Genomic DNA, 16,864 nt, shown 5'->3' on the forward strand with positions numbered 1-16,864 from the left:
GCCGATTACATGAGGCGGCGACTGTAACAGAATGCCGCCCCGCTCCGGAATTGGCGCTGCGCCTGATAGCCCCCTGTTACATCAAGCCTGAGAATCCGCCAGCACCGTCCCCACCGGACGTTCTTGCGTCGGTGCACGGTTGCAGGCCACGAAATCCTCCTGGCGCAGCACCACCAGCGCCAGCAGCGACGCCACGCCGGTGCCCACGTAGAAGTACCACGGCGCGGTGATATCCCCGGTCACCTTGATCAGCCAGGTGGAGATCAACGGCGCGCTGCCGCCGAACACCGCCACCGGGATGTTGTAGGCCATGGCGATGCCGGTGGAGCGGATGCGCGTCGGCAGCAGCTCGCTCATCAGCGCGTAGGTCGACGACGCATACAGCCCGAAAAGGATCGCCACCGCCATCAGCGGCCAGAACAGAGTGGCCGGTGTGGCGCCCGGCGCGGTCTTGAAGAACCAGTACATGGCCAGGGTCGCCAACGTGCCGATCACCATCAGGAACGGTTTACGCCCGTAGCGATCGGTGAAGGCGCCGCCAAACGGCATCACCAGCGCCGCCGACAGGCTGGCGACGAACACATAGAGCAAGGTGGTGCCGCTGTCGAACTTCAGCGTGTTGGACATGTAGGTCGAGGCGAAGGTCAGCACCAGGTAGAAGATCGAGCTGTGCAAGGTGATGATGAAAAACACCAGGGCAATCGAGCGCTTCCACTGCCACACCTCGCGCAGCGGCGCCTTGGAGGTCTGCCCGGCTTCCACCAGGGCGAGGAACTCCGGGCTGTCCTCGAGCTTCAGGCGGATATACAGCGAGATGAAGCCCAAAGGGCCGGCAATCAGGAACGGGATCCGCCAGCCCCATTCCTGCATCAGCTCGGCGCCCAGGGCCCAGGTCATGCCATTGGCCACCGCACCGCCCAGCAGCAGGCCGAGCACCGCCGTGACCATCAGCCAGCAGGTGGCGAAACCCCGACGGCCGGGGCCGGCGTATTCGGAGATGAAGCTGGTGATGGTGCCAATCTCGCCCCCGGCGGAGAAGCCCTGTACACAGCGGATCAGCACCAGCAGCACCGGCGCGGCGATGCCGATGCTGGCGTAGGTCGGCAGCAGGCCGAGCAGGAAGGTGGAGCCGGCCATCATCACCAGCACCGTGATCAGCGTGCGGCGGCGGCCGATCTTGTCCGCCAGCGGGCCGAAGAACAGCCCGCCCAAGGGCCGGATGAAGAAGCTCAGGGCAAAGGCCGCGAAGCTCGCCAGCAAGCTGCTGGTAGGGTCGTCGGAAACAAAGAAGGCCTTGCCGATATACAAGGCCAGGAAGCCGTAGACGCCGTAGTCGTACCACTCGATCAGATGGCCGGTGGTGGCGCCGATGAAAGCCCGGCGCCGCTGGCGCTGGGTGTTGGCGGGTGACATGCCCATGCGGGTAACTCCTGTCGTGTCGCTTTCCATGAAATGTCGCGGCTCAAGCGCTGCCGAGCGACCCGTCCGGGTCCTGCAGCCATTGGCGCAACTGGGTCTTGAGAATCTTGCCATAGCTGTTTTTCGGCAGCTCGGCGCAGAACAGGTACTTCTTCGGTTTCTTGAACGAGGCCATACGCGCCAGGAACCACTCATTGAGGGTCCGCGCATCGAGGCTGCCTGCCGTGCGCGGCACAACGAAGGCCACCACCGACTCGCCCCACTCGGCGTCGGCTTCGCCCACCACGCAGGCCTCGAACACTTCGGGGTGCTGGATCAGCACTTCCTCGACCTCGCGGGGATAGATGTTGCTGCCCCCGGAAATGATCACGTCTTTGCTGCGGTCTGTCAGTGACAGGTAGCCCTGGCCGTCGAGAAAGCCGATATCGCCAGTGTGCAGCCAGCCGTCCACCAGGGCCGCCGCGGTGGCCTGGGGATTTTCCCAGTAACCCTGCATCACCACCGGGCCGCGCACGACGATCTCCCCTGCCTCGCCAGCCGCCGTCTCCCGGCCCGCGCCATCGACCACGCGCACCTCCACGCAGGCCTGGGCCCGGCCAACGGAAGCGGCGATGGCTGGCCAGCCCGGGTTGCCACGGTCGGCGATGGCCTCGCGGGACAACGCGCTGATGGTCATCGGGCATTCGCCCTGGCCGTAGATCTGCACCAGGCGCGGGCCGAAGGTATCCAGGGCATCCACCAGGTCCGCCAGGTACATCGGGCCGCCGCCGTAGACGATGGTCTTGATGCCTTCGCCGGCGTAGCCCTGCTGGCGCGCCTGCTCGACCATGCGCTTGATCATGGTCGGCGCGGCGAACAGGCTGACCTGCCCGAGCGATCGCGCCAGAGTGAACAGCTCCGTCGCCTGGAAGCCCCGGGACAGGGGCACCACGTGCCGGGCGCCGCAACGCACGTGGATGAAGTTGTACAGCCCCGCGCCGTGGGACATCGGCGCGGCATAGACCATGGCGTCTTCGGCGGCTACCGGGTCGACGTCCAGCGGGTAGCACAGCGACATGGCCACCAGGTTGCCATGGGACAGCATCACGCCCTTGGAACGCCCGGTGGTGCCGGAGGTGTAGAACAGCCAGGCCAGGTCGCTGTCCTGGCGTGGGTACGGCGCCTGCAGCTCATCGCCGGCCGACAGCCCCGGCATGCGCTGGACAGGCGCGACCAGCTCGCGGCAGCCGTTCGGCAATGCCAGGTCGGCGAACAGCTGGCCCTCGTCGGTGAAGATAAGCCGCGCCCCGGCATTGCCGGCGATCCACGCGGCTTCCAGGGTGTGCAGCTTGTGGTTGATCGGCACCGCCACCGCACCGCACCACCAGATCGCGTAGAGCAGTTGCAGGTAGTCGCAGCTGTTCTTCATCAACAGCGCCACCCGCTCGCCCGGTTCGATGCCGTGCACGTGACGCAGCTCCAGTGCCCGTGTCCGCACCTGGGTGGCAAACATCCGGTAGTCGGCGATCTGCCGCGTCCCCTCGAACAACGCCGGCCGCTCAGGCCAACGCTGGGCCGCGTCCTGCAACCAATGGGCGATGTTCATGCCTCAGACCCTGACGGCTTGCAGCACGCTGGCGTAGTTGGCTACCGCCATGCCGCCCATGTTGAACAGCAGGCCAAACTCGGCGTTGGGCACGCCCAGGCCGATGGGCTTGCCGGTCAGCTGGGCGAAACCCAGGGCATGCATCGACACCCCGGTGGCCCCCACCGGATGCCCCTTGGCCTTGAGCCCGCCGGACAGGTTAACCGGCAAGCGCCCACCCTGGCGCACGATGCCGTCGTCCAGGGCGCGGTGCCCCTCGCCACGCGGCGCCAGGCCCATGGCTTCGTAGATCAGCAGTTCGGCGATGGTGAAGCAGTCGTGCACCTCGGCGAAACTCAGGTCGTTGAGGGTCACCCCCGCCTCGCGCAGCGCCCCGTGGATGGCCCGCTGCGGCCCCTCGAAGGCCAGCATGTCGCGGCGCGACAACGGCAGGAAGTCATTGACCTGGACCATAGAGCGGATCGCCACCTGGCGCCGCATCGAGCGGGCGCGAGCGGGCGAAGCCAGGATGATCACCGCCGCGCCGTCGCTGATCAGCGAGCAGTCGGTCAGGCGCAGGGGCGCCGCGATCAGCGGGTTGCTCGGCGACACCTGGTTGCAGTGCTCGAAGTCCATCACCCGGTGCATCTGCGCCAGCGGGTTGGCCATGGCATTGGCGTGGTTCTTCACCGCGATCGCCGCCATCGACGCCAGTGGGCTGTGGTAACGCTCGGTGTATTGCTGGGCAACCTGGCCGAACAGCTGGGCAAAACTCAGGCCGGCCTCCTGCAAGGCGTTCTGGTAACCGGCGCCGGCCAACGCCCGGGTGACCTCGACCGTGCTGTTGCCGGTCATCTTCTCCGCGCCGACCACCAGCACCAGCTCGGCGGCGCCGCTGCGGATCGCGTTGATCCCGGCCTGGATCGCCGCCGAGCCCGAGGCGCAGGCGTTCTCACAGCGGGTGGCGGGCTTGAAGCGCAGCTGGGGGTCGGCCTGCAGCATCAGCGAGGCGGGGAAGCCGTCGGCCACCAGGCCCGAGTTGAAGTGGCCGAGAAACAGCGCGTCGATCTCGGCGGCGTCGATACCTGCATCCTGCAAGGCATCGCGGGTGACCTGGACGATCAGGTCCTCGAGGTTCAGGCCATCCAGGCGACCGAAAGGGCTGTGCGCGGCGGCGACGATGGCGATGGAATCTTGGAACATGGTGTTTTCTTCTGTCCTTGAAGCGGGTATTGCATACAATGTGGCAGCACCCGAATCCCACGCTAGTTGGGGCAACTACGTACACGAGTAAGTAGTGATGCTTACGGGACATGACCCCAAGCACCGAGGCAGGAAGCCTGATGACCGTACCCACCCACGCCTCCCCGGACCTCGAGCGCCTGGCGTTCCAGGTGTCACCCGCGCCGCAACTGATCACCGGCCACCGGCGCATGCTCGACTGCAACGAGGCCTTTGCCCGGCTGTTCGGCTACACCCGCGAGGAGCTGCGCGGGCACCTGACCCTGCTGCTCTACCCTTCCCACGCCGACTACCAGAGCATTGGCGAGCGCAGCGAGCACTGGCTGCGCAACGGTCTGGGCGCCTTCTATTCGGACGAGCGTTTCATGCAGCACCGCAACGGCGAGGTGTTCTGGGCCCGGGCCCAGGGCTTTACGCTAACGGCAGAGGATCCGTTCAAGCTGATGATCTGGCATTTCGAACGGCTCGACCGGCAGCCGGCACCCGCGGTGCAACTGACGCCGCGTGAACGGCAGATTTCGTCGCATATCGTGAACGGGCTGACCTGCAAGGAAGTGGCGCGGCAGCTGGGGATATCGCATCGGACGGTGGAAGTGCATCGGGCGCGGTTGATGAAGAAGTTGCAGGCGAAGAACAGCGCGGAGCTCGTATCGAGAATAATTTTCATTAGCTGATCCCTACACCAGTACCAAAAACGCCAACCAAACCATACAAACCAGATAGGACCGGAGTCACCTTGAAACTGCTAGACAAAAAGTGGAGTCAAATAAGTCACATCCACAACACTCAAATAGTCAAGTCAATTTATATATGGCTGTTCATCGTCCCTATACTGGTAAAGGCACTTAGCGAAGTCCCTTCAGACCTAAATTTTCAAATCGCAGGACAAGCGATCCCGATTAAAATGGAGCTTCCCTTTTCATTTTTCTGCTTTTATCTAAGCGCCTTCTTTTTTGTACTATCAAACCTGATTTTCAACTTTAGGTGCCCTCAACTGGTAAAAGACCACAGTTCTTGGAGAAGCTTTGCCGAGCACGGAAAGGGCATGGAGCACCTTTCAAATTATGTGGACAACCTAGACGTTCCGGCACAGGCAAAAGATGAAGCTTGGCAAGTGGAGCCCACTCGCAGTCCTGGCGGGTTACTGCAAGACCAGTTCTGGGCCTTCCACAACCTCGGCGAGTGGCAAACGCCAAAATTCAGAAAAATGGCTGTTGGCTTCACCTATTTAGCGTTTTTCTTTATGGCCTGGGTAATCATTCAAAACTTGCTGACTGTTTCGAAATATGCCTTCCTTCACCAGCCTATTAGTTAGAACATCCACTCTTTTGCACGAATGGCCACACGCATGAAATTCGAGAGGACCACGCAGTACAGAACCGATGAAGGGATCGTCTTCAATATCTCGCAAACTACCCTTATGGAAAGTGCATCGAGAGAGGTTCATGGCGGGATTGGCCCGCAGCGTTCTGGCGTGACGTTGGTCATCAAGGTCTGAGGAGCGGCACATATTTTACTTCATGCAAGCTGTCATCCTTCTGGTACTGGGCGCACTCCTCATTCAGTGTCTGACACCATACCCCTTACGCAAGTGGCTGGGCGTGGCGCTGTTGACCGCGGGATTGGTCGGCATCTTCATAGTCGACCTGCAGCAGGTGCTGGGTTTTGACCTGGAGTTGCTGGCGCTACTGGCTGTGCCGCTAGGCGTGGTGCTGTTCCTGACGCGGCGGCGGTTCTCGGATATGGACTGATGCCTAGTCCAAACTCTTGCGAGGAACAATCCGCCCCCTTTTACTCAGGGGCCGTTTCTGACGGGCAAAGACGGGGCGGCCCTGCGCGCGCCGCCCCTGTCTGTTTCACACCTTCTTCACCATCCCCATATGCGCATCATCCATCAATGCCTTGGCCATATCGCTCAGGTAGTGCGATGCCCAGACCAGCACCGGTTCGTTGTCCATCACGCCGATGAAAGACGCCCGGCGGGCGCTGTCGAGCAGCACGGAGGCCTGCTCCATGGCGTGGTTCGCACAGTTGCCAGGCTCTACGCGGAACAGCCGCTTACCTTTGGTGGCGCCTTCCAGGCAGGTGCAGGTGCCGACGGTCCAGCCAAGCTGGCCGTGGTCTGCTGGGGTTTCGTTGTCCATTTGCGAAATCCTCGGGTGTCTTTGATGTAGCGGGCTCGAAGACCCGGTCGCGTGCCGACCGGTTATGCATCAAATGCGTGGGAGCGGGCTTGCCCCGCGATGAGGCAAATCCAGGTGATGACGGGAATCGCATCAGCAGTTTCACCGATCCGGGCGCCCACTCTCACCAGTCCGTGGCGCCTCTTTCAGTGCAAAGTGTATGACGGCGGTCGCGTACTCATGTGGAGCTGGGCAAGTGCCGACTCCAGCAATGTGCGGGTGGCGTCAAGCTCGTGCATCATCGTCAGCATCACCAGGGTGGCCGGTGATTTCGGCAGGTGATTGAACGATTGATGGGCGACGGCCAGCGCGCACATAACGTACTCGGTGGCCTGGACCAGGGTGTCTTCAAGGAGGTGGGGGGATTCGGAGGACGGTGGTGGATCCGGGACGATCTTCAACATGACTTCATACTCGACGTTCATGAATGATCAACCAGACACCCATTCACCTGCAGGAGGATGGGTGGCGGCTACGTGCGGGTCTGCAAGTCCGGGGAACATCGAGCGATAACCCGGCCGGCCCGAGGGCCAACCACACGTAGCCACCATTGAGCACAACCACTGGAAAACGCCAGCGACTCGAGGGTGAGTACAGCTCGATGTTCAGACGGGCTTGCAGGCCCGGCCGTTGATTTGGCAACGACCCAGCGAGACTAGCCGCCACTTCGAGGGCGCAACAGTGGCCAAAGCATGCTTCGGAAACGGACTACTCGAAATAGGGAAAATCTTATTCATGCCTGTAGGACGCGTTATGAACGCGCCCCCCTACCCCATTACTATTGCGGCAGTTTCGCGATCACCTTGATCTCGAAATCGAAGCCGGACAGCCAGGTCACGCCGATAGCGGTCACCGTGGGATAAGGCGCCTCGCCCCAATACTCGGCTGCCACCTCCCAGATGGTTTCGAATGTCGAGTCGGGGTCGACCATGAAGATGGTCGTATCAACCACATCCTCGAAACTACCGCCGGCCTCGGCCAGGATCGCGTTTAGATTGGCAAAGGCCAAGCGAACCTGCGCCGCGAGGTCGGGCTCGGCCGAACCATCCTTGCGGCTGCCGACCTGACCGGATACGAACAGAAAACCATTGGAGCGAATCGCCGGCGAGTAGCGGTGCAACTCGTACAAAGCATGGCGATCTGGCGGGAAAACGACTTCACGTTTGCTGGACATGGCCTACCTCGTTCTGGGCCATCGCGGCCCGCTGTTTACGGTGAGGACACTATAAAAAAGGCCACCTGCCTGGATAAACGGGCAGCGCTGGCCAGGACTGTTTGTATACTCCAAACAATCCTGGCGCGAACGAGGCGTGCAATGGACCGATTCGATGCAATGCAGGCGTTTGCCCGGGTGGTGGAAACCGGCAGTTTCACCAAGGCGGCCGCCACCCTGCACATGAGCAAGACCACCGTGACGCAGCTCATTCAGCAGCTGGAAGCAAGGTTGCGCGTGCGCCTGTTCAACCGTACCACGCGCAAGGTCAATGTCACCGCCGACGGCGCGGCCTACTACGAACGTGTCGTCCGGTTACTGGCAGACATGGACGACGCCGAGACCAGCTTGTCCAGCGCGTCGATGGCGCCGCGCGGCCGGCTGCGGGTGGATGTACCCAGCCCGCTGGCGCGAATGCTGCTCATACCTGCCTTGCCGGGGTTCTTTGCACGTTATCCGGAAATCCAGCTGACGGTGGGCGTGAGCGATCGCATCGTCGACATCATTGGTGAAAACATTGACTGCGTGGTGCGTGGCGGCGAGATCACCGACCAGTCCTTGGTGGCAAGGCATGTGGGCGATCTGAAACTCGGCATCTATGCCACACCCAGCTATCTGCAGCGCTTCGGGACGCCGGTGCCCCCCCTTGAGCTGGAGGAAGGCCAGCACAAAACCGTCGGCTTTCTCTGGCTTCGTACAGGCAAAACTTTGCCCTACGCGATGCACCGTGGTGATGAACGCTTGGAGGTCCAGGCGCGCCCGCAACTGACGGTCGATGACGGCAATGCGTACCTTGCCGCCGGCCTGGCTGGCCTCGGGATGCTCTGGCTGCCGCAGTACATGGCCAAACCCCACCTGATCAGCGGCGAACTGCTGCCACTGTTCGAAGACTGGCACATGTCGCCGATGCCGATGTACCTGGCCTTCCCGCCGAATCGCCATGTCAGCGCCAAGGTGCGGGTGTTTGTTTATCGAGTGGATAACCGAATTGATGGTCGAGCATGCGTCGGTGAGAGGCTGAAAACAGGTGCAAGGCCGCACCTGGACCAGGCGCTCCGAATTTCCGCTTTTGCCCGTTTTCTGACAGTGCGCTGGAGGCCAATTATGAGTCGTTAGCGGCATTTCGTGACTGGCCGCTTCCGACCCAAAGCTGCCGTTCATCAGGGTGCAGCGGACCGTACGGATTGAGGCTCACTAAGATAGTAAGAGGCTCTGTCACTCACATATTCGCATTGCCCCACTTGGTAACGGGGCAACGCAAGTTTCACACTATTGCTTGATCAAATCACTGGGTTTCCAGCTCTGGTCGAAAAACGCCTGTTTCGGACCGTACAGCCGCACGATCACCAGGAAGCCTTTGCCTGGTACGGTGCGAATCCAGTTTTTCCCTGTACCGGGTGAATCAGGGCCGAAGTAGATGTCGGTCGAGCCGTCGCTGTTCTGCGCGGGCTTGTCCATCTGGTTAAGCGACGGGAACGGCTGGCCGTTGTCCAGGCCCGAGGCTGTGAGGTTGTCATAGGCAGTCACCGACCAGAACAACGCCGCCGGCACATTTGCCGGAAGGTTGATTTTGTAGGTATGGGCGCCGTCGAGGAACTTGCCGTCGGCATCGCGGGTAGTCGCCGGGTACTTGGCGCCGGCACCGACCATGTTCATTACCATGCCCGGGCTGTCCGAGTAGGCAGAGGTGAAGAACGCCACTCGCTGCTCAAGATTGGTGAACGTGCCGCTGGACTGGAACTCAGTGTTTTCCCCAGCGAACGTGTTCACATACTGGCGATCCGTGTAGTACAGCCCCCCTGGCTCTTTCATCAAGAGATGGCTGGTGACCACCTTGCTCATCTTGAACGCGGTGCGTGCCGCCTCATCCAGCAGTTTGCGCCGCTCGGCATCCGGGGCGAAGGGCTTGCCCTTTTCGATGCCGATGGTATGCAGGAAGCCGCGCATGTCCATGTCTGCCGGGTCGACCGCTTCGGCTTCAATGAAGCGCGAGAGCAGTTCGAAGTAGCGGCCGTCCTCGGGGAACAGCATGTTGATCGGCGCACCGGTAGCATCGGGGAACTGCATGGGCAGCGCCGAACCCTTCTTGCCTAACGGATAGATCTTCGTGCGCTCCACTTCGGCCACCGGCACGCTCAGGTCCTTCGGGTCCTTGAAGAAGGTGCGCCAGAACAGGAACACATTGTTGGTGCGCGAGCGGTAGACGAAGCCCTCGGTAGGCTCAGGGCCGTCATAACCTGGCGGCAGCAGCACATAGGTACCGCCCTTGCCCTTGTCGGGCCCGGCCAGGCCGACGTCACCGCGCCAGGTCTTGCCATCGATGGTCGGCCCCACAATCGGCCGCTGGAAGAAATCATCGAACATGCCCTGCACCCCGGGCGGTGCCTCGACCACCAACGGACCGTACTTCGCCAGGTCCAGATAGCTCATGGCATAGACCAGGTCGGAGTTCGGCGTGGTCACCAGTGTCTTGGCATTGATGCGCTTCTTCCAGGTCGGCAGGATGTTGTAGCCAGCACCAAATTGTTTCTCTGACGCTTCCTTCATCGCCCAGATGTTGATGGCTGGCAGGGACCACAGGTATGACTGCACTGCACGCTGAAAGACCAGTTCGTCGATCAGGCTGCGGGCGGTGGCTTCAGTCGGAAAGCCATTTTCAAAAGGCTGATTGGCCAGCTCTTCGTAACGCGTGGCGGCATTGGCGACGCTGCCCAGCGAGACCGCTACGGCCAGGGCGGTCAGGGTGTTGCGCAAGCTGCTCATGGGATGTCCTTGTGTGGCGCAGTTTGAAAGGGTGTCTGATGCGGCTGTCAGTTGGCCTTGACCACCGCCGGCGGGGTCCACTGGCCGTTCATTGCAGAGGCTTCAGGCCAGTAGGCTCGAACGTACAGCGAGAAATCGGCGCCCTTCGGCGCGGGCAGCCAGTTGCTTTCCTTGTCGGCACCCGGCGATTCGCTCTGCACATACAGCGTCAGCGAGCCGTCAGCATTGTGTTTCAACGCTTTGTTCTTGGTACCCAGGGAGTACCGGCCCAAGTCGTTTTCGGCAAAGAAGTGCTGTTGGTTATAGAGCGTGAGTGACCAGAACCCCTTAACCGGTGGCAAGGCATCCTTGGCGAACGTCACGCTGTAACGTTGGGCACCGTTGAGGCGTTGGCCGCTTTGATCCAGGTCCTGGTAGAAATACTTGGTCTCGATCTGTTTGTTGACGAAGATGTTCGAACGGGCGACCGCCGTGCGCAGGAAGTAATCGGTACCGAACGCTGCGCCGTTGGTGATCGTGCTCCAGTGATGGGGCAGTTGCTGGCCGTAGTTGCGGAACTGCAACAGCGGCTTGACCACTTCCTCATCGGTTTTTTGTGCTTCGTCAATCATCGCCTGCTTCAGCTGAGGGTCGCGCTGGGCAATCTGTGCCAAGTTTGCCAATTGGGCGTAGTGGGCCTCTTCACCTGGCAAGGGTTTGGCATCTGCGAGAATGGCCGGCAGTTCATCAAAGAACTTTTCCGGGAACACCCAGCGGGTTTCTTCATCACCCGCCGCTTGCGCAGGGAATTTGGGTGACCTGCGCCAGTCACGCTGTTTGGCTTTGCCATCGAATTGCGAAAGTGGGTACATATCAATACCCGACAGGAATGGCTGAATCGCTTCGCGGTCCTGGTCGGTGTCATCCTGGAAAACCCTGGGGATGACAAAGCCGGTATTGGTCTTGGCGCGGAATACCTGGGTAATACCTTCAGGCACTTTACCGTTCCATTCAGGCCCGACCAGCAGGTAGAACCCGGGTTTGCTGCCATACATCTTGCCCAATTCGGCGAAGCTGTCCGAGCGCAGGTCCACCACCTGGTATACCCAGAAGCGATCCTTGAAATCCGGTACTTGCAGCACCACCGGCTCGATGTCCAGGGCAATGCTGCCAGCGCCGTAGACCACGTCCTGGTTGGGGCATGCGACCAGGCGTTCGCCCGGCGAGATGTAGTCGGTGAGCATCGACAGGTGGTTGATCGGCGCCACCGGCACGATGCCACCCATCAGTCCGGCTTCGGGCAGGTCCTTGAACTTCTGCCTGCGGTTGTAGATGTTGGCCATCGTCCAGCCCCAGAAGTACGCATCCCTTGCCTGCATGCGCACATAGGCCTCGGTCACTTTCACATCCGCCGCAGGGCCGGTTACCTGCACGGCCGGCTGCTCGCTCGCCTGCACTGCGGCAGTGATCAGCAGCGCGCTGGTTGCCAGCGCCAGGTGGGCACTCAATGCACCTTTTCTCATGCGGTCCTCTCCTTGTCCGTTACTTCCCCAACGTGATGTTCAAACCCGCGAACAACGTGAACTGCGGCACGCCCGCGCCCTTGTGGTCCACCGTCCACTGCGGTTCGACGAACCAGTTGTAGATGTTGCCGCCCACCTTGCTTGCCTTGCCGATACCCAGGCCTAGGGGGATGTAATGGGTGTCGTTCTTCAGGTCAAAGGTCCAGGTGCCGGTGGAGCGCAGGTACCAGCCCTTGGGTAAGTTGTGAATGATGAAAGGTTGAAAGGTCGCGGTCTCGACATGGGGCCGGTCATCGTCACCGGCAAAGGATGACTGGTACTGCACCAGAGCACCCAGCAGGCCGCGTGGGGAGGCATCGATGGCCACGGCGGCAAGCCCCCCCTGCCATTTGCCAGTCCCCAACTCATCATGCTCGGCCGTGGGGGCGGTGATTTGCGGGCCGATGCCGAGCTGAACGCCCTCGGTCTTGAGCAGGAAGATATCGAACAGGTTCAGGTCGCCCAGGCCCGTGCTGTAGCCGCCGTGCGGGTCCGGGCGGGTACTGATGGGCACCGTGGCGCGCAGCAGTTGCGGGACACCGATAAAGTCGCCCGGGGCGATCGGCAGCGTGCCGCGCAGCAGCAGGTCGTTGGTGTGCGCGTTGGTGTCATACAGCGACGGCGTGTAGTAATCCTGGAAGTTCAAGCCCGGGGCAAGGTTGAGCGGGTTGTTACTTTTGTTGGCTGTTTCGGCATTGTCTGCAAACGCGCCTGACGGGGGCGAACACAGAACGGCCACTACCAATGATCGTAAAAGTAAACTTCTACGCATGTGTAATCTTCCCTGACTTGGCGATCGGCATCTGCAACCGATTCGAATCGATTAATAGGTCGACTCAAAGTTAGCAGAGGTTCCTTATTGTGCTAGCGCTCGTGGTTATGTACCGGGCAGTTAAACCGCGACCGTTCAAGCGGTTTTTCAGTTTGTGTCTATGCTCATTAGCCAATCGCGTGTAGCTGAACGGCGGCCACCCGCAGGGATTTTTTTGTTGCACGAACAGGCCATTGGCTGAATCGAAACATGGACGGGGACGCTCGATGAAATTTTGCAAACATGTACTGGCTGCGGCAATTAGCCTGAACAGCGTCTGGGCCGTGGCCCAGGTAGAGCCGAAGGACGCCAGTGAGCAGACACGTCAGGCCAATGCGGCGGTGCTCAAAGAGCTGCCCTTTGCCGACAAGCAGGACTTCGAAGACGCCAAGAAGGGCTTTATCGAAACCCTGGTGCCGATGACCATTCGGGACGCCAAGGGAGAAACGTCCTGGGACCTGACCAGTTATGATTTCATCAAGGGCGAGGCGCCCGATACGGTCAACCCGAGCCTTTGGCGCATCGCTGAACTCAACCTGAACAACGGCCTGTTCAAGGTCACCGACAGGGTCTACCAGATCCGCGGTTTCGACCTGTCGAACATGACCATCATCGAAACCGACAATGGCCTGATCATCATCGACCCGCTGGTCACCACCGAAGTCGCCAAGGCTGGCCTGGACCTCTACTACAAGAACCGCCCGAAAAAGCCGGTGGTGGCGGTGATCTACACCCACAGCCATGCCGACCACTACGGCGGCGTAAAAGGCGTGACCAACGAAGAGGATGTGAAGGCCGGCAAGGTCAAGATCATTGCCCCGGAAGGCTTCCTCGAAGAAGCCGTGAGCGAGAACGTGCTGGCCGGCAATGCGATGAGCCGACGTACGCTCTACCAGTATGGCGCGTTGTTGCCGCGCAGTGCCCGTGGGCAGTTGGACGCCGGGCTGGGCAAGACCACCTCGTTCGGTACCTTCACCCTGATTGCGCCGACCGACACCATCACCAAGACCGGTGAGAAGCGCAACATCGACGGCGTCGAGATGGAATTCCAGATGGCGCCAGGCACCGAAGCGCCGTCGGAAATGCTCATCTGGTTCCCGCAATTCAAGCTGCTCAACACCGCCGAGGATGCTACCCACACCCTGCACAACCTCTACACCCTGCGCGGCGCCCAGGTGCGCAACGCGGCCAATTGGTGGAAGACCCTGAACCAGGCTATCAACGCCCATGGCAGCGAGGTCGAAGTGGTTATCGCCCAGCACCACTGGCCGATGTGGGGCCAGCAACGCATCGTCGATTTCATCGCCGACCAGCGGGACATGTTCAAATACATCCATGACCAGTCGCTGAACCTGGCGAACAAGGGTTACACCATGGTCGAGATCGCCGAACAATTGCAGTTGCCCGACAGCACCGGCAAAAAATGGCACAACCGCGGTTACTACGGTTCGGTAAATCATGATGCCAAGGCCATTTACCAGCGCTACCTGGGCTGGTACGACAGCAACCCGGCCAACCTGCACCCGCTGCCGCCCACCGAGGCGGGCCAGAAGTACGTTGAATTCATGGGCGGTGCCGAAGCGGTCATGACCAAGGCCAAGGCCTCGATCGACAAGGGCGACTACCGTTGGGCCGCTGAGGTGCTCAAGCATGTGGTGTTCGCCGACCCGTCCAATCAGCAGGCGCGCAATCTGCAAGCCGATGCCTTCGAGCAACTGGGCTACCAGACGGAAAACCCGACCTGGCGCAACGAATACCTGATGGGCGCATTCGAACTGCGTAACGGCGTACCGAAGGTGCCGGGCATCAGCACCTCGAGTCCGGACATGGTTGCAGCGATGAGCCCCGACCTGCTGCTCGATTACCTGGGTGTGCGGATCAATGGTCCTAAAGCCATCGGCAAGCATGTGCTGCTGAACTGGAAACAACCTGATGGCGGCAACTACGCTGTGGAGCTTCGCAACGGTGTGATCATCTACACCGAAGGCAAGGTACTGGACAAGGCCGACGCCACGTTGACGGTCGACAAGCTGGGCTTTGCGGGGCTGATGATGGGCGGCGTCGACCTGGACAAGGAAGTCGCCGCAGGCAAGGCCAAGGTGGAGGGCGATGTCGCCAAGGTTAACGAGCTGCTGGGGCTGCTCGACACCTTCCCGACCATGTTCGACATCGTGACGCCTTGACCCTGCCGCAAGCCCCGGCAAGGTGGCCGGGGCCACTCCATGGATGAACAGTGAGGATCCTGCATGCTTCGACGCTCGTGGTGTACCGGCACAACGCTGTTGGGTATCGGCGTTGCCACTTCCCTTTGCGCCGTGACCGTTCAGGCAGACAACGCTCGCGACTGGCAAAACCTGCCAACCGACCTGAACATGATTTTCGGCTACTACAACCTCATCGACACCAACACGCCCATCGACACCTCGTTGCCGATCGATGGGCTGTCACTGAACGCCGACCTGTACATTCTGCGCTACGCGCGATCCTTCGGTATCGACGGGCGCAACTCTGCGATACAGGTAATCCAGCCCTATGCTGACGTGAGCGCGTCATTCGACGATGCGCGGTTTTTCGACGGTACCAAGCACAACGGCGGCATGGGTGATGTGCAGCTGGTTTTCGTGCACAACCTGTTCGGCGGGCCGGCGCTGACCCAGGAAGAATTCGCCACCTGGCAGCCCGAGACATTCCTGACCGGGGCCTTGTGGGTAACGGCGCCCACCGGCGATTACGACAAGAAGCGCATCATCAACATCGGCGCTAACCGCTGGGTGTTCAAACCGGAGCTGGCGTTTGGTACACCTATCGGGCCGACCTGGCTCGAGGTCAACACCTACGTATCCCTGTATGGCGACAATGATGATTACCTGGGCGACAACACGCTTGAGCAGAAGCCGCTGTATGCCGTCGAAGGCCACTACAGCTACAGCTTCAACCGTGCACTTTGGGCTTCCCTCGATGCCACCTACAACAAAGGCGGAGAAACCAGGATCAACGGCGTCAACCAGGACAATCAGCAAGAGAACACGTTGCTGGGTGCCAGCCTGGGCTTCATGCTATCGCCGCAGTTCGGGGGGCTGATTGCTTATTCCGATACCGTTTCCGAGCGCACAGGTTCACCGGATGTGAACACCTGGACGTTGCGATTGCAGTATGTGTGGTGAAGACCTCAATCAGTGTAGGGTGGCACCGGAATCAGGGAGGAATCGCCGCTGTTACGGCTACGAGCGCCGGGTCGGTTGGCGCCGCTGGGTCGAGATGATAATGCTTTGAATTGTCCTTCGCTTGGTAGACACCACTGACTGGTTCCCCGGAGGTAATCCACATGTGAAGGTCGGCAATGGATCGAAAGCAGCCAGACGCGGCTAACTACTCTCGCCCCATAGCTGCCCCTGGCGGAGAGCAGATCACGGCCAGAAGCAGTCGACACAAACCAGCCCGGTCCAGATAATCAACGTCTCACAGGGATGCCCGGGAACGAATGTCATGGACAGTCTTGCGACGCTTATCACTGATCGGCTGGTTCTCACCCCCCTCCAGTTAGAGGATTCGCCCATCATCCAGGAGCTGTTCCCCTGCTGGGAGGTAGTTCGCTACCTGGACAGTCGTGTCCCATGGCCGTATCCAGAAGACGGGGCGCTGGTCTATGTCCGAGATATCGCCCTGCCCGCCATGGCAGCAGGTCGTGAATGGCACTGGATGATCCGCATGCGCGACGATGCCAGCTGCACCCTGGGTAGCATCAGTTTGTATGATCAGCCTGGAAACAACAGAGGCTTCTGGCTCGCCCCACAGTGGTGGGGAAAGGGTTACATGCGCGAGGCATGCCAGATCATCAATGCCTATTGGTTCGAGACACTGTCGCGTCCGGTCATGCAGGTTCCCAAAGCGGTTGCCAACGACGCATCTCGCAGGGTCTCGAAACATGAGGGTATGCGCTTGGTAGACGTGCGGGCAGGAGATTTCGTATCTGGACGGATGGAGGTCGAAGTATGGGAGATGACTCGTGCTGACTGGTTAGAAAGGTCGACTGCCAGTCGCTAGTTCTTTACGTCAGCGGCTCAAGCTCAGGCAGCCGCCCCGTACCGAGGGGCGGCGTTGGCTTGCCTTTTTGGCTTTACCCGCGCA

General features: G+C 60.7%; 15 protein-coding genes and 1 pseudogene. 7 read left to right on the plus strand and 9 right to left on the minus strand.

Annotation, left to right across the window (positions count from 1 at the left end):
- Positions 1-81: 81 nt before the first annotated feature.
- Genes AC3WL2_RS12270 through AC3WL2_RS12280 form a run of 3 tightly spaced genes read right to left on the minus strand, consistent with a single transcriptional unit; the run spans position 82 to position 4,186 of the window.
- Positions 82-1,419, minus strand: coding sequence for an MFS transporter (locus AC3WL2_RS12270; protein ID WP_102682435.1), 1,338 nt, complete (start codon positions 1,417-1,419; stop codon positions 82-84).
- A gap of 43 nt (positions 1,420-1,462) precedes the next feature.
- Positions 1,463-3,004 (minus strand): class I adenylate-forming enzyme family protein, encoded by a 1,542-nt coding sequence (locus tag AC3WL2_RS12275; RefSeq protein ID WP_102682434.1) that lies wholly within the window; start codon positions 3,002-3,004, stop codon positions 1,463-1,465.
- 3 nt (positions 3,005-3,007) lie between these two features.
- A complete protein-coding gene (locus tag AC3WL2_RS12280) occupies positions 3,008-4,186 on the minus strand; it encodes an acetyl-CoA acetyltransferase (protein WP_102682433.1) in 1,179 nt (392 codons plus the stop codon).
- 140 nt (positions 4,187-4,326) lie between these two features.
- On the opposite strand from AC3WL2_RS12280, the gene AC3WL2_RS12285 reads away from it, so the two are divergent.
- From AC3WL2_RS12285 to AC3WL2_RS12295, 3 genes are all read left to right on the plus strand, one after another.
- Positions 4,327-4,899, plus strand: coding sequence for a LuxR C-terminal-related transcriptional regulator (locus AC3WL2_RS12285; protein ID WP_102682432.1), 573 nt, complete (start codon positions 4,327-4,329; stop codon positions 4,897-4,899).
- 62 nt (positions 4,900-4,961) lie between these two features.
- Entirely contained in the window at positions 4,962-5,540 is a 579-nt protein-coding gene (locus AC3WL2_RS12290; protein WP_102682431.1) for a hypothetical protein, read from the plus strand.
- A gap of 286 nt (positions 5,541-5,826) precedes the next feature.
- Positions 5,827-5,976: a hypothetical protein gene (locus AC3WL2_RS12295; protein WP_306461301.1), complete on the plus strand. Its 150-nt coding sequence runs from the start codon at positions 5,827-5,829 to the stop codon at positions 5,974-5,976.
- A gap of 105 nt (positions 5,977-6,081) precedes the next feature.
- Here AC3WL2_RS12295 and AC3WL2_RS12300 read toward each other — a convergent pair whose 3' ends face one another.
- The 3 genes from AC3WL2_RS12300 to AC3WL2_RS12310 all read right to left on the minus strand — a co-directional run bounded on the left by AC3WL2_RS12300 (position 6,082) and on the right by AC3WL2_RS12310 (position 7,582).
- Positions 6,082-6,369, minus strand: coding sequence for a DUF3077 domain-containing protein (locus tag AC3WL2_RS12300; protein ID WP_102682429.1), 288 nt, complete (start codon positions 6,367-6,369; stop codon positions 6,082-6,084).
- Positions 6,370-6,554: 185 nt separating this feature from the next.
- Entirely contained in the window at positions 6,555-6,812 is a 258-nt protein-coding gene (locus AC3WL2_RS12305) for a hypothetical protein (protein WP_046857755.1), read from the minus strand.
- Between the two features lie 374 nt (positions 6,813-7,186).
- Complete coding sequence (locus AC3WL2_RS12310) at positions 7,187-7,582, minus strand: RidA family protein (protein ID WP_102682428.1); 396 nt, start codon at positions 7,580-7,582, stop codon at positions 7,187-7,189.
- A gap of 141 nt (positions 7,583-7,723) precedes the next feature.
- Between AC3WL2_RS12310 and AC3WL2_RS12315 the strand changes: the two are divergent.
- A pseudogene (locus AC3WL2_RS12315) lies at positions 7,724-8,642 on the plus strand (LysR family transcriptional regulator).
- 248 nt (positions 8,643-8,890) lie between these two features.
- On the opposite strand, the gene AC3WL2_RS12320 reads toward AC3WL2_RS12315, so the two are convergent.
- From AC3WL2_RS12320 to AC3WL2_RS12330, 3 genes are read right to left on the minus strand one after another with little or no spacing between them, the layout of a single operon-like run.
- Positions 8,891-10,384, minus strand: coding sequence for a DUF1254 domain-containing protein (locus tag AC3WL2_RS12320; protein ID WP_102682427.1), 1,494 nt, complete (start codon positions 10,382-10,384; stop codon positions 8,891-8,893).
- Between the two features lie 47 nt (positions 10,385-10,431).
- Positions 10,432-11,886, minus strand: coding sequence for a DUF1254 domain-containing protein (locus AC3WL2_RS12325; RefSeq protein WP_102682426.1), 1,455 nt, complete (start codon positions 11,884-11,886; stop codon positions 10,432-10,434).
- Positions 11,887-11,905: 19 nt separating this feature from the next.
- The gene (locus AC3WL2_RS12330; RefSeq protein ID WP_102682425.1) at positions 11,906-12,697 is read right to left on the minus strand and encodes a hypothetical protein; all 792 of its coding nucleotides are present in this window, start codon (positions 12,695-12,697) and stop codon (positions 11,906-11,908) included.
- 266 nt (positions 12,698-12,963) lie between these two features.
- Between AC3WL2_RS12330 and AC3WL2_RS12335 the strand changes: the two genes are divergently transcribed.
- The 3 genes from AC3WL2_RS12335 to AC3WL2_RS12345 all read left to right on the plus strand — a co-directional run bounded on the left by AC3WL2_RS12335 (position 12,964) and on the right by AC3WL2_RS12345 (position 16,780).
- Positions 12,964-14,919, plus strand: a complete 1,956-nt coding sequence (locus tag AC3WL2_RS12335; RefSeq protein WP_102682424.1) for an alkyl/aryl-sulfatase — start codon at positions 12,964-12,966, stop codon at positions 14,917-14,919.
- A 63-nt stretch (positions 14,920-14,982) separates the two neighbouring features.
- Positions 14,983-15,900 carry a transporter gene (locus tag AC3WL2_RS12340; RefSeq protein ID WP_102682423.1) on the plus strand — a complete coding sequence of 306 codons (918 nt, stop codon included), beginning with the start codon at positions 14,983-14,985 and terminating at the stop codon, positions 15,898-15,900.
- A gap of 322 nt (positions 15,901-16,222) precedes the next feature.
- Positions 16,223-16,780, plus strand: a complete 558-nt coding sequence (locus AC3WL2_RS12345; RefSeq protein WP_102682422.1) for a GNAT family N-acetyltransferase — start codon at positions 16,223-16,225, stop codon at positions 16,778-16,780.
- The last annotated feature ends 84 nt before the right edge of the window (positions 16,781-16,864 follow it).

The sequence above is a fragment of the Pseudomonas sp. FW305-96 genome (genome assembly GCF_058783825.1).